This window comes from Psychromicrobium lacuslunae (assembly GCF_000950575.1).
Taxonomy (GTDB): Bacteria; Actinomycetota; Actinomycetes; order Actinomycetales; family Micrococcaceae; genus Renibacterium; species Renibacterium lacuslunae.
On sequence record NZ_CP011005.1, the window covers coordinates 1,826,147 to 1,839,126 of the forward strand.

At 60.9% G+C, this 12,980-nt stretch carries 14 protein-coding genes and 1 riboswitch; of the genes, 8 read left to right on the plus strand and 6 right to left on the minus strand.

Annotation, left to right across the window (positions count from 1 at the left end; genetic code table 11):
- The first annotated feature begins 64 nt into the window (after positions 1–64).
- The 3 genes from UM93_RS08465 to UM93_RS08475 all read left to right on the plus strand — a co-directional run bounded on the left by UM93_RS08465 (position 65) and on the right by UM93_RS08475 (position 1,318).
- Positions 65–694, plus strand: a complete 630-nt coding sequence (locus UM93_RS08465) for a TetR/AcrR family transcriptional regulator (protein WP_045074983.1) — start codon at positions 65–67, stop codon at positions 692–694.
- Between the two features lie 97 nt (positions 695–791).
- Complete coding sequence (locus tag UM93_RS08470; RefSeq protein WP_045074984.1) at positions 792–1,016, plus strand: DUF3107 domain-containing protein; 225 nt, start codon at positions 792–794, stop codon at positions 1,014–1,016.
- Positions 1,016–1,318 (plus strand): hypothetical protein, encoded by a 303-nt coding sequence (locus UM93_RS08475; protein WP_045074985.1) that lies wholly within the window; start codon positions 1,016–1,018, stop codon positions 1,316–1,318. Before UM93_RS08470 ends, UM93_RS08475 begins: the two co-directional genes overlap by 1 nt.
- Here the strand turns inward: UM93_RS08475 and UM93_RS08480 are convergent.
- The 3 genes from UM93_RS08480 to thiO all read right to left on the minus strand — a co-directional run bounded on the left by UM93_RS08480 (position 1,315) and on the right by thiO (position 3,469).
- Entirely contained in the window at positions 1,315–2,085 is a 771-nt protein-coding gene (locus UM93_RS08480) for a thiazole synthase (protein WP_045074986.1), read from the minus strand. The two genes, UM93_RS08475 and UM93_RS08480, sit on opposite strands and share 4 nt — an antisense overlap.
- A 2-nt stretch (positions 2,086–2,087) precedes the next feature.
- A complete protein-coding gene (gene thiS / locus UM93_RS08485) occupies positions 2,088–2,324 on the minus strand; it encodes a sulfur carrier protein ThiS (RefSeq protein ID WP_045074988.1) in 237 nt (78 codons plus the stop codon).
- Entirely contained in the window at positions 2,321–3,469 is a 1,149-nt protein-coding gene (gene thiO, locus UM93_RS08490) for a glycine oxidase ThiO (protein ID WP_234399271.1), read from the minus strand. Before thiO ends, thiS begins: the two co-directional genes overlap by 4 nt.
- Positions 3,463–3,578: riboswitch (TPP riboswitch) on the minus strand. It overlaps the preceding gene by 7 nt.
- A gap of 120 nt (positions 3,579–3,698) precedes the next feature.
- On the opposite strand from thiO, the gene thiE reads away from it, so the two are divergent.
- Positions 3,699–4,385 carry a thiamine phosphate synthase gene (gene thiE, locus UM93_RS08495; protein WP_082057068.1) on the plus strand — a complete coding sequence of 229 codons (687 nt, stop codon included), beginning with the start codon at positions 3,699–3,701 and terminating at the stop codon, positions 4,383–4,385.
- A gap of 20 nt (positions 4,386–4,405) precedes the next feature.
- On the opposite strand, the gene UM93_RS08500 is transcribed toward thiE, so the two are convergent.
- A complete protein-coding gene (locus UM93_RS08500; RefSeq protein ID WP_045077113.1) occupies positions 4,406–5,023 on the minus strand; it encodes a ferritin-like fold-containing protein in 618 nt (205 codons plus the stop codon).
- Positions 5,024–5,124: 101 nt separating this feature from the next.
- Here UM93_RS08500 and UM93_RS08505 point away from each other — a divergent pair, with 101 nt between their 5' ends.
- The 4 genes from UM93_RS08505 to UM93_RS08520 all read left to right on the plus strand — a co-directional run bounded on the left by UM93_RS08505 (position 5,125) and on the right by UM93_RS08520 (position 11,050).
- Positions 5,125–6,651, plus strand: a complete 1,527-nt coding sequence (locus UM93_RS08505; RefSeq protein WP_045074991.1) for an RNB domain-containing ribonuclease — start codon at positions 5,125–5,127, stop codon at positions 6,649–6,651.
- Between the two features lie 36 nt (positions 6,652–6,687).
- Entirely contained in the window at positions 6,688–8,277 is a 1,590-nt protein-coding gene (locus UM93_RS17935) for a MinD/ParA family ATP-binding protein (RefSeq protein ID WP_234399272.1), read from the plus strand.
- Positions 8,278–8,542: 265 nt separating this feature from the next.
- On the plus strand, positions 8,543–10,189 hold the full coding sequence (locus UM93_RS08515) for a DEAD/DEAH box helicase (RefSeq protein ID WP_422784952.1): 1,647 nt from the start codon (positions 8,543–8,545) through the stop codon (positions 10,187–10,189).
- 6 nt (positions 10,190–10,195) lie between these two features.
- A complete protein-coding gene (locus UM93_RS08520) occupies positions 10,196–11,050 on the plus strand; it encodes a DNA-methyltransferase (protein ID WP_045074994.1) in 855 nt (284 codons plus the stop codon).
- A 52-nt stretch (positions 11,051–11,102) separates the two neighbouring features.
- On the opposite strand, the gene UM93_RS08525 is transcribed toward UM93_RS08520, so the two are convergent.
- Both UM93_RS08525 and UM93_RS08530 read right to left on the minus strand, forming a co-directional pair.
- Positions 11,103–11,933, minus strand: a complete 831-nt coding sequence (locus tag UM93_RS08525; RefSeq protein ID WP_045074996.1) for a heme ABC transporter ATP-binding protein — start codon at positions 11,931–11,933, stop codon at positions 11,103–11,105.
- Entirely contained in the window at positions 11,930–12,979 is a 1,050-nt protein-coding gene (locus tag UM93_RS08530; RefSeq protein WP_045074998.1) for a FecCD family ABC transporter permease, read from the minus strand. Before UM93_RS08530 ends, UM93_RS08525 begins: the two co-directional genes overlap by 4 nt.
- Position 12,980: the final 1 nt, after the last annotated feature.

Genomic DNA, 12,980 nt, shown 5'->3' on the forward strand with positions numbered 1-12,980 from the left:
TACGATATCTAGGGGCGCTACGCACCGTAAGATGGGCAGAGCTAGAAACCCAACAGGAGAAGCAATGACAGAGGACACCCGCATCCGGCCCATCCGGCTGCCCCGGGATGAGCGACGGGCCCAACTACTGGCGGCGGCCACCGAGGTGTTTGTTGCCAATGGCTATCACGCCGCAGCGATGGATGAGATCGCCGAGGTCGCAGCGGTCTCCAAGCCTGTTCTCTACCAGCACTTCCCATCGAAGCGGGAACTGTACATCGCCTTGCTTGACGTGCAGCTCGCCGATTTGACTGAGCGAATGTTGGCCGCGCTGGCTTCCACCGATGACAACCGTGAGCGCGTACGCGCCACCATTGGCGCTTACTTTGAATTCATCTCCAAGGGAGACCAGGCGCACCGCCTGGTCTTTGAGAACGATCTCATTAACGACCCCGAAGTCGCGGCCAAGATTGAGACCTTCAACGCAACCTACGCCAATGCCATTGCTGGCACCATCGTGCGAAACACCACGCTCAGCGAGCAGGAGGCAACCCTGCTGGGCCGGGGCTTGGCCGGCATGTCGCAGGTCAGCGCACGCTATTGGTTGGAAACCAATGGAGAGTTGGATCGCGAGGTAGCCGAAGAGGTCATTATTCGTTTAGCTTGGCGCGGAATTAGCACCTTCCCGATGCAAGCCAGCAGCGAAGAGACCTAAGCTAGAGCTCAAGAAGTAAATCGCCAAGCAAGCAATGACAAGCAAAAAAACTGTTTGCGCTTGAAGTAAGCCTGAAGACCTAGAAGGAGCATCTGCGGTGGAAGTAAAGATCGGAATTCAGAATGTCGGCCGGGAAATTGTGCTTGAATCGGGCCAAGACGCCGAGGCGGTAGCGAAGCTTGTCTCGGAAGCCATTAAGGCTGGCAGCGAACTTCGGCTCAGTGACGAAAAAGGTCGCACCGTGATCGTGCCTGGCGCCTCCATTGGTTACGTAGAGCTCGGCGTTGAGGAACCGCGCCGAGTAGGGTTCGGAGCGCTCTAATGGTTGATCTGGTGGTCATCGCGCTGATCTCGGTGGGCCTGGGTGCAATTGTCTGGGCAGCCGATAAGAAACACCACAAATACGGCATGCTGCTGCCCTCGGCCATTGCCGTGGTTGCCGCGATGCTGACCTGGATCATCACCGTTTCGGCGGGGCTGTCCTATAACCCGGGTTGGACCTGGGTGCCGTGGATCGCCTCACTGGTCGCCGCAATTCTGTTCTCCACGGTAGCCTCCCTGCTGCTCAGCCGGAACCGCAGCACCTTCGATACCGCTAGGTTAACGGCAATTTTGAAGCGCTAAAACTCCACCCTGCCCAGCATGCTCGAGGAAGCTAACGCTTGCTGACGACGAGGAATCCGCCCGGATAGCGCGGCTAACCGGCCCGCGATCACCGCGTGCCGGAACGCCGCCGCCATCCGGGCGGGATTCTCTGCCCGGGTGACTGCGCTCGCTAGCAAAACCGCGTCGCAACCTAATTCCATCGCTAAGCTGGCGTCCGAAGCGGTGCCAATTCCAGCGTCCAGGATCACCGGGATCGAGGCTCGCTCGGCGATCTGCGCAATATTATGCGGATTGAGAATGCCCAGTCCGCTGCCAATCGGCGAGCCGAGAGGCATCACCGCTGCCACCCCGAGGTCCTCTAACCGCCTCGCCAGCACCGGATCGTCATTGCTGTAAGCAAAGACCACAAAGCCTCGACGAACCAGCTCCTCCGCCGCCTCGAGCAGTTCCGGCGGATCGGGAAGCAAGCTGTCCTGGTCCGCAATAACCTCTAACTTGAGCCAATGAGTTTCTAGCGCCTCCCTGGCTAACTCAGCCGTCAGCACCGCCTCGCGAACCGTGAAACAACCGGCTGTGTTGGGCAGTGGCCGAATTGAATGCTCGGCCAGCAACTGAAAGAGCGAACTATCGGAACCGGCATGATGACGGCGTAACGCCACCGTGGTCAACTCGGTCCCGGAGGCGAGTAGGGCGTCGGTAAGTACTTGACGATTACTGGCACCGCCGGTGCCCATGATGAGCCGGGAACCCAGCGTGACGCCGTCAATCTGCAGAACATCTTCCATCGTTATCCTCCTTGTACCGCGGTCACCAGGTCCAACTCGTCGCTTTCATTGAGCTCCATTGCGGCCCAGCAACGACGCGGCACCAGCTCGCCATTGCGAGCCACCGCGATGCCGAGCCTGCCGCCGTCGCTTGGCTGGCCACTCTCAAATAAGCTCCGACCAGTGTGCAGCGCGACCAGCTCAAGCACTGTTGCGCCCGCCTCGAGTTCCTGCGCGCGGCGATTCACCATGATTTTCATCTGCCCGTTCCTCGATCCAGAAGGGGCGAACGCCGCCCGTCACCCTGTTTTTCCCTGAAGCGCTGCGGTCTAAAACCAAGCGGGGTCGCGGCCGGATCACCCGTCAATAACTGCAGCGATATTTCGGCGGCCAGCGGAGCAAGCAAAACTCCGTGCCGGAAGAATCCGGTGGCCAACAGCACCTGCTCAGACACCCGGCCCAGCAGCGGTGCATTATCCACGGTGGCTGGCCGAGCGCGCGCAGTCACCTCATTCAGCGCGAGCTCAGCAACCGCGGGGAGCAATGCTTGGGCGTCCCTCAGCAGAGCGTAGACAGCGCCCGCCGATGGCAGCGAGGAGGCGTCCTCGCGTTGGCTCGCGCCGATCACCAGGCTGCCGTCCTGACGCGGTACCAGGTACACCGAAGAGCCTCTTACCAGGGCACGAACGGTGTGACTAAGCAGCGGACTCAGCTCACCGGGCACCGAGAGTCGCAAGATATCTCCATGTACCGGCCGCAGCCGGGGCGCCAGTGAAGGGCCAAGCAATTCGGCGGCAGCCACCCCGTTGGCCACCACCACCTGCTCGGCCAGCACGCTCGAGCCATCCTCCAGATGCACCTTCCCCGGGCTCAACCGGAGCGCTCTGTGCCGCACTAAATCAAGCCCAGCGAGCAGCGCCATACAAAGTTTTCGCGGATCAACCTGGTGGTCGCCGGGCACGAAGTGCCCGCTCAACCCGGCCGCTAAAAATGGCTCCTGACTCCGGAGTTCCCGTGAGCTCACAGCTTGTGTTGGTACTCCCAGCTCGCTTTGCGCCGCCATTAACTCGACTAGGGCCCGCCGGTCCGCTGCGTCCACACCGAGCAGCAAGGTGCCTTGAGCGCAGTAACCAATATCGGCATCGAGCTGACTGGCGAAACCGGGCCAGAGCGCTGCAGAGCGCAACAGTTGCTCTTGCAACGCCTGCTCTTGGAAGTGGAACTCGGTCACCGGGGCCAGCATCCCGGCAGCCGCAAAACTGGCTCCGGAACCCGGGTCCGGATCAATAATGAGCACCGAATGTCCGGCTCGTTTTAGCCGCCAGGCAATGCTGAGGCCAATCACTCCGGCACCGATGACGGCGACGTCGACGACCCGGGCGCGAGCCACAGCTGGGACAGGCACAGTGTTTTCCTTCCCTACGCCGGTATGATCCGGATCAGGTATGACGGTCGGTGTGCTCGTTAGACACACCCTCTCAGCCCTTGGACGGCGGGCTCCCGCGGTGTCTTCAGTCTAACCGTCCGGCTTGCCGCTGCCCAGTTCCGCCCAGGTCCAGTTCCGCCCGGGCCCAGTTCGAGCGCAGTGCCAAAGCAACAAGGAATGCTGTCGGGCCAGCGGCTAGGCTGGTTGAGTGAACAGCCTTCTCGACGCCTCTCTATATTTGTGTACTGATGCCAGAACCGCTCGCGGCGACCTAGCCAGCTTCCTCGAGGAGGCTTATGCCGGCGGGGTGGACATTATTCAGCTCCGAGATAAGCAGATCGAGGCAGCCGCCGAGTTGGAGGCGCTTGAGGTGCTGCGGAGCGTTGCTGAGCGGCACGGCAAACTGTGGGCGGTTAATGACCGCGCGGATATTGCCTTACTTAGCACAGCTCCGGTGCTTCACCTTGGTCAGCAAGATCTGCCGGTTACCAGCATGCGCCAGCTGTTGCCTGAGGTGCTCGCCGGTTTATCTTGCCACAACCCCGCTCAGGTCGAACTCGCCCAGCACAGCCCAGTTGATTATTTCTGTGTCGGTCCGCTCTGGGCCACACCCACCAAACCCGGCCGGGACGCCGTCGGGCTGGAACTCGTTGAGTTCGCTGCCAGCCAGCACAGCGTCAAACCGTGGTTTGCGATTGGCGGCATCGATGAAACTAATATCCGTTCGGTGTTGGCCGCTGGTGCGAGCCGAGTGGTGGTGGTGCGCGCGATTACCGAGGCCAGTGATCCTCAGGCCGCTGCGGCCGAACTCAAGAGAGCAATCCGTGAAATCCATGAATTCCGTGAACTCGGTGAGAACCGTGAACTCGGTGAACTGGCGCCAGAGCAGAACTAAAATCAGCGCGGAACTGGTGATCAGGCGGTCAGCCCCAGCTGGCTCATCCGGCGAGAGTGCTGCTTGGTAAGGTCCGCCATAAGCTCTCCACGGAAACTGCTCTCTTCGGGCAGGAAGCCGCTTTCAATGCTGACGCGCTGAGCCTGGGTGAGCGCTTCGCCCACCAGCCTCCTCCCCCAAAGCGCCAGGCGGGAAGCTAGCCTGGGCTCATCATCAAGCATCTTACGCAGCCTGCCCTGCAATACCAGGGCCTCCCCTGGTGCCTGAATCTCGGCCACCAGATCACGGGTCGGAGTGTCCAGCAGCTGGCTGACCGCGGTGTAGAAGTCAGCGGAAATGGTATCGATGACATAGGCCTTCATAATCGACTCGTACCAATCAGCGGGTCGAGTGCGATCATGAAAAGAATCGATCGAGGCTTGAAAGGGCCGCATCACGCTCTCCGCCTCGTAGCCGAGGTCCGCCAGCCGGGCAACCACCAACTCGAAATGCTCAAACTCTAGCACCGCCATCCGGCCCAGTACTGCCCGGTCGTGCAGCGTGGGCGAGAACCTGGCGTCGGAGGACAGCCGCTCAAAGGCGGAGAGCTCACCGTAAGCCATCACGCCGAGCAAGTCGAGCACAAAACGATCCGTCATGAAGGTAACTTTATGCCTAAGCTCCCAGTTGCCACCGATCATGAACTTCCATACTGGCCTGGAGTTGACCTCGCTTTCTTTGATCGAGATAGGCTGAGCTGGTGCCTCACTCTCAGATTGTTGTGCCAGACGATGACGTCCAGCTCAAAGCAGCCCTTGCCCAGTTACGAGTTGAATTCAAGCTCGAGGAGCAGTTCAGCGACGAGGTGATGGCTGAGCTGTCCAACAGCCTGCAGCACCATAAGCTGCCCGAACTCGATCTCAGTCAGCTGCCCTTCATCACCATCGACCCACCAGGGTCAATGGATTTGGACCAGGCAATGTATTTGGAACGCACCCCAAGCGGTTACCGGGTGCACTATGCCATCGCCGACGTTCCTTCTTTTGTGCCGCCCAATGGCGCCTTGGACGCCGAAACGCGCCGTCGCGGTCAAACTATTTACACCCCCGACGGCCGGATCCCGTTGCACCCGGCTGAAATGAGCGAAGCCGCCGCCAGCCTGCTGGCCGATCAATTACGGGGCGCCTTCGTCTGGCAGATCGAGCTGGATCAGCAGGGGCAGACCTCGGCGGTCGCTGTGCGCCGCGCTCAAATCAAGTCGATTGCCAGGCTTGACTACCAGCAAGCGCAGCAGGAACTAGAGGCTGGCACCAGTTCCGACTACTTGAGCACTCTGCAGCTACTCAAAGAAATCGGCCAGTACCGCATTGAACTGGAGCGGCAACGCGGCGGCGCCAGCCTGAATACTCCCCAGCAGGAAGTGGCACACGCCAACGGTGGTTACCAGTTGATCTTCAGGCCAGCGCTGGCAATAGAGGACTGGAACGCGCAAATCTCGCTGCTGACCGGGATGGCGGCGGCTCAGCTCATGCTCGACGGTAAAGTCGGCTTGTTACGCACCATGCCAGCTCCGGATCAGGCTGCCTTGGAAAAATTCCGAGCACAGGCGGTGGCGCTGGGGAAACCGTGGCCCGCCGGAATGGCCTATGGGGAGTTTTTACGTTCCCTCGATATCGCCGATCCGCGGCAGCTTGCGCTGATGCATGCCGCCACCTCGCTTTTCCGCGGAGCCGCGTACACCTCCTTCGACGGGACGTTACCCGAACACACCGTCCAGGCAGCGGTTGCTGCCAGCTATGCGCACACCACTGCTCCCTTGAGGCGTTTAGTCGATCGTTTCGTGCTGACCACCTGTGCCGCGTTGAGCGCCGGTGAGCCGGTGCCGGACTGGGTGCGGGAAGCGCTCCCCCGGTTGCCGGAGTTGATGAGCGCCTCCGATCAGCTGGCCGGGCAAGTTGAGCGAGCGGCTTTGGATATCGTGGAAGCTGCGTTGCTCAGCTCGCATCTTGGCGAAGAATTCGACGCTGTGGTGGTAGCGGGTCCGCGAAAAACCGCCGGACGAGCCGAAGCGGCCAACGGCCCGGCAACGGCTCAGACCGCAGCCAGTCGTCCCGAACTGGCGCGCTGCACGGTGCAGATCCAACAACCAGCGGTCGCTGCGCCCTGCCAGTTCAGTGGCGAGGTAGAGGTCGGCAGTACGGTGAAAGTGAAGCTACTGACAGCCGATATCACCAAGCGCGAAGTGCTTTTTGAGCTGGTTTCGAGTTCACATGGCAAAGTTGGTTAACTTGCTGAGCATTGCTGATTCTCGTGAGGGAGCATCATGTCGGAATTGAATGAGTTCGTGCTGGTTGAGGTCTTCCAGAACGGTCAGATCGCGGTAGCTGGTCAGCCGGTCGACGCCACCGGCTATTCGGATTACTACAGCGCAGCGATTGCCGTGTTGTCGAAGCAGGCCGGACAACCGGAATCCCGGGTGCTCGCCAAAGCCTTGGACCACCAGAGCGGCGAGACCAACTGGTTCCTGGTCAATGGCCGCGGTGAGGTTTTCGACGCCTTTAATGGCCCCAGCTCCGGCAGCCAGCCGGTCGTAAAGCAAGGGCAGGCAGTTCCACCCTCCCTAGCCGATCAAACGGTCGGCGAGCCGCAGCACACTGTGGCGGCGGAGCACGACCTGGAAATTACCCGGCAGCGACCACGCAATCGAGAGCTACCGGTGACATCACCAACACCAGCCGCAACACCGAGTTTTGAACCTTATCCGAGCGAGTCGCCCCAGCCGGAAACTCAGCCGATCAATCAGCACCCCGGCGATCCGGAAATGTCAGAAATCTTCCGGCAGACCGCCAACTCGCTGCCCGCGGCGAATGCTGCCGCCCAAACCCCGATCCAGCAGGTACCCACTTCATATCCGGCTGCCGCAAGTACCCAGCAAGGACCAATTGCTGGGGTGCCCGCAATGCCCACCGAGGCCCCGCAGTTGGCTAGCCGAGCAGCCAATCGGCAATTTGTCAGGCCGCCCAAGGAACGACCCACCCAGGGCGTTCGACGCGCCGTCTACGCCGCCAGCGGTGGCACGGTGAACCTCGGTAAGAGCGCCCGCGAGCGCGACGAGGAGGCCTTGGAGAACCGCATCGCACGCCAGCTCCACGGTAGCTATAACACCGCTGTGCTCTCGCTCAAGGGCGGTATCGGCAAGACCTCGACCACGGTCGGCGTCGGCATGATGCTGGCCGAATATCGCGGGGATCCGCCCTGTGCCATCGATGCCAATCCAGATTCCGGGGACCTAGCCGAGCGCGCTCTGGGCGAATTGCTTTATCAGCCGGAAGGCTCCCGAACCATCAGCGACGTGCTGCGCGATATCGACTCGATCCGCACCCTCACCGAACTCTCCCGTTACCTGCATCATGCAAATCGCTTGCACCTGATTGCCGGTGAACAAGATCCCGCGCTCTCCGATTCACTCACCGCCGAGGAATACCTCAGTGTCCAGGCCCTGGTAGCGCAGTATTACTCGGTTATTTTGACCGACTGTGGCACCGGCGTCTCACACCCCGCGATGTCGGGCATCCTCTCCACCGCGAGCAATCTGGTGATAGCTGCCGGTTATGCGGTCTCCGGTGCCAAACGGGCGCGAAGCACCTTGCAATGGCTAGCGAGTCACGGTTATCAGCACCTCGCCAGTAACGCCATTGTGGTGATCACCGATAAGGACGAAGTGTCCTCGCGGGTGGATAAACGCGCCATTGATGCCGAACTGGCCGGGCACTGCAAGCAGTTGATCGCAGTGCCGCATGATCGCGGCGTGGCCGATGGCGATCAAATCTCCTTAGAGACGCTGCGACCGGCAACTCGCCGAGCGTATAAGGAGATCGCCGCCGCCATCGTAGACGGCTACCGCGAGCAATAAGGCCGATAGGCTATCGATCAGATAGACTGACCGGGTAGAACTGGATGCCCGGTCGTTCCTGCAATGACTTTCCCGGATCGCCTAACCACGAAGGGCGATCACTCCAGCGCTACCGATCGGTTCGGTGGCGCACGCAAAACCGCGATCGGCTTCCGCCAGCTGTGCAGCCCTTTCGTTCCGTCAATCGAGCCAAACAATGGCCGACGTCGAGCCTCAGGCAGCACCTTAAAGGGAGTACGAACTCTTGACCGTTGAGAATAACCAGCTGCTTGCCGAGGACGGCGACAGCGAAATTACAGTTGATGCCACGCTGAGCAGCAACGAAGATCCGCACCACGAAGCTAAAGAGACCTTTGCCGACTTCTCGGTCCGGGAAGACATTGTGGAGGCGCTAGCCGATGCTGGCATAGTGCACCCCTTCCCGATTCAGTCAATGACTTTGCCGGTCGCGCTTTCCGGCCACGACATTATTGGCCAGGCGAAAACCGGTACCGGTAAGACCCTCGGCTTTGGCATTCCGGTGCTGCAACGCATCGTTGCAGCTAAGGACGAGGGCTATGAAGCGCTGGCCGCTCCCGGCGCCCCGCAGGCCCTGATTGTGGTTCCGACTCGGGAACTCGCCGTTCAGGTTGCCAATGACCTGCAAACCGCCGCCCGTAAGCGCGGTGCGCGGATCACCACGATCTACGGAGGCCGGGCTTTCGAGCCGCAAATCGAATCCCTCACCAAGGGCGTTGATGTGGTCGTCGGCACCCCGGGTCGACTGATCGATCTGTATAAGCAACGTCACCTTAATTTGAAAAACGTCAAAATGGTGGTGCTCGACGAGGCCGACGAGATGCTCGATCTCGGCTTCCTGCCCGATGTGGAAACCCTGATGGCGGCCACCCCGGCAGTGCGGCAAACCATGCTGTTCTCGGCTACCATGCCGGGGCCGATTATCGCGATGGCTCGCCGTTATATGACTCAGCCAACCCACATCCGGGCCGCTGATCCGGACGACGAGGGCCTGACTAAGCGCGATATCCGCCAGCTGGTCTACCGTGCGCACAGCATGGACAAGACCGAGGTGGTGGCACGCATTCTGCAGGCTCGCGGACGGGGCCGGACGATTATTTTCACCAAGACTAAGCGCACCGCTGCCAAGGTTGCTGAGGAACTGGTAGATCGCGGTTTTGCCGCCGCTGCGATCCACGGCGACCTGGGCCAAGGTGCCCGCGAGCAGGCACTACGCGCCTTCCGCAATAATAAGGTTGATGTGCTGGTGGCGACCGATGTGGCGGCCCGTGGCATTGACGTCGACGATGTCACCCACGTGATCAACTACCAGTGCGTGGAAGATGAGAAGATCTACCTGCACCGGGTGGGCCGCACCGGCCGAGCTGGCAATAAAGGTACCGCGGTGACCTTCGTCGACTGGGACGATATGCCGCGCTGGGGGCTGATCAACAAAACCCTCGGCCTGCCTTTCGACGAGCCAGTGGAAACCTATTCATCCTCCCCTCACCTCTACACCGACCTGGATATCCCGGAGGGAACCAAGGGCCGGCTGCCGCGTAGTCAGCGCACCCACGCCGGTTTGAACGCCGAGGAGATTGAGGATCTTGGCGAGACCGGAAAACGGCAGAACTCGGGCTCTCAGGGTGGCAACCGGAACAGCTCGCGAGGCAATGGCGCAGGCCGTCAGGACAGCCGCAATGGCGATCGGAAACGTTCCGGGCAGCGCCGAGATGGCGACTCGTCCCGTCGTCGTCGATCAGCAGCTGAAGACGGTGCGGAAAAGCAGGGCGACAACTCAGGCCAGGGAGCCGATGCCGCTCAGCCGACCCGGGCGCGCAGCCAACGCCAACGCACCCGGCGCCGCAATGGCGAGGTTGTCAGTAAAGACAGCCAGCCCTCAGCCGACGCCTAACCGTCAGTGGCGGACTTGCGATGGAGCCCGGAGGGCCCCAATTTAGTGGTGCGAGCGGAGAACTCAGATTTTCTGCCAAGCTTGCCGGATGGATCGTTCTCGCTGATCTATTTGGATCCACCGTTCAATACCGGGCGGGTGCAGTCCCGACAGAACACCATGATGGTGCGCAGCACAACCGGTTCGCGGACCGGATTTGCCGGGCATAACTACGAGACCGTCAAGGGCTCGCTGCACAGTTACGATGACGCCTTCACCGACTACTGGGCCTTTCTGGAACCTCGGCTAATCGAAGCTTGGCGTCTGCTGCGGCAGGACGGCACCCTGTATTTGCATCTTGACTATCGGGAAGTGCATTACGCCAAGGTAATGCTGGACGCGATTTTTGGCCGTGAATGTTTCTTGAATGAGATCATCTGGGCCTATGACTACGGCGCCCGGGCGAAGAGCCGCTGGCCAACCAAGCACGACAATATCCTGGTCTACGTCAAAGATCCGGCGAAATACCACTTCGACAGCGCAGCCGTCGACCGGGAGCCCTATATGGCTCCCGGCCTGGTCACCGCTGAAAAGGCGGCGCTGGGTAAATTGCCTACCGATGTTTGGTGGCACACCATCGTCTCCCCCACCGGTAAGGAGAAAACCGGTTACCCAACGCAAAAACCCGAGGGGTTGATTCGTCGTGTGGTGACCGCTTCTTCTCAACCTGGCGACTGGGTGCTGGACTTCTTTGCGGGTTCGGGAACGCTGGGTTCAGTGGCCGCCGCTTTGGATCGTCGTTTTGTCTGCATTGATCAGAACCCCGAAGCTATTGGCATTATGTCCGCGCGGCTCGGCCGGTTCGCGGAAATCATCGAATAGTTCGCCTCAGGCCATCCTGCACTCGAGGAGCTGTCAGTCAGGAGCCGATTTTTCAGTTTCCCCTGACGCGGCTCAATTGCCGTGATTTTTGCCCGGTTGTTGCCCCGCTTCGACCGGGTAGCACCACCAACCGGCCGGTTCCCGGATGCCTAAAGACGTCCATTGGTGAGCGATAGATCCGGCTCAGCACCTCGGCGTCGCACACCTGTTCTGGCGCCCCAGCAGCGACTACCCGGCCGTGATCGAGCAGCACCATCCGATCTGAGTAACTCGCCGCCAAATCCAGATCATGCAATACCACGACAGCGGCGCCACCGGAGTCGGCGACCTGGCGGCAGATCGCCAGCGCGGATTCCTGGTGCCTCACGTCCAGCGCGGCCGTCGGTTCATCGAGCAAAAGAAGCCTAGTCTGCTGCGCCAACACTCGGCCCAGAGTGGTACGGGCCATCTCACCACCGGAGAGTGTGGTTACCTCGCGGTCCGAAAGATTCGCTGTTTCAGTGCGCGCCAGGGCTTGCTTAACCGCGGCACCGTCGTGCTGCTCGGACTCGCTGCCGCGCCAAGCCAACCGCCCCATCCGCACCACTTCCTCGACGGTGTAGGCATAGCTGACTTTCGAATCCTGCAATGCTACGGCTCGACGTCGGGCCAGCTCGCGCGGCGTGTATTGGCTCAGCTCCTTGCCTTCGAGGCTGATCAAGCCCTGATCCGGCTTCAGATCACCGGCGAGCAGGCCTAACACTGTGGATTTTCCGGCACCATTTGGCCCGACCAGGCTGAGCACTTCGCCGGCCCTGATGCTCAGTGAAAGGTGCGGGATGATCTGTTTGCCGGGCACGCCAAAACTGACGCCGCGAAGCACTGCAATAGCAGACTCACTCATAGCGCCCCCGACTTTTTGAGCGTTTGCCGCAGTAATAAGAAAAATGCCGGCGCGCCGACCAGCGCGGTAAAGATACCGATGGGCAGGTCGGCGAAGGGAATCAGGGTGCGCGCCGCGAGGTCGGCCAGCGAAACCATTAGCGCGCCACCCAGCAGGCTAAGCGGTAGCAGTCGCTTAGCCGAGGGACCGACCGCCAGCCGGATCAGGTGCGGCACGATGAGGCCGACGAAACCAATTATTCCGCTGTAGGCCACTGCCCCAGAAGTCATCAACGCGACCGCGAGAATCGCGATCATCCGCACTCCCTCAACCGATAGACCGACATGCCCGGCGGCCCGCTCACCGAGCGCCAGCACGTCGAGCCGAGCAAGCAGCAAAAAACACAGCACGATGCCTAAGCCAATCGGCAGCAACACCGAAAGCACAGCCGCCCAGGTAGAGCCATTGAGCGAACCCATCTGCCAAAACACGATCTGCTCCCGGCTCTGTGTGTCGGCGAGAAAAACCAGCAGCGCTATCACCGCCGAGGCGAGTGCGTTGACCGAGATTCCGGTCAAAACCAAGGTCAGCACCGAGGCTTTGCCTTTCACCCTGGAGAGCAGGTAGACCAAAACCGTGGTCAGCAACCCCGCCACGAAAGCCGCTAAGGGCTGGCCGAATAAACCCGCCGCGCCACCACCAAAGACGATTACCGCGCTTGCCCCCACCGCAGACCCTGCGGAGATGCCAATCACCGCCGGTTCGGCGAGCGGATTCGCAAAGACGGCCTGCATCACCGCACCGGAGAGTCCCAATGCGGCGCCGACCAAAATCGCCATCACCACCCGGGGAAACCTGACGTTCCACAGCGTGGCATCGGCAAAACCAGGTTCCCCGGGTAGCAATTGAAGTTTTCGGCCTAGCGCTGCCACGATCTCGGCGGCCGAAACCTGAAACTGGCCGGCTCCGGCCGACAGCACGGCCAGCAGGATCAGGGCCAGTAAGAGACCGAGGCCCAGCAGCAGAGCTCGCCGGGTGCGGTTAATCGATCGATATCGTTGCAACACT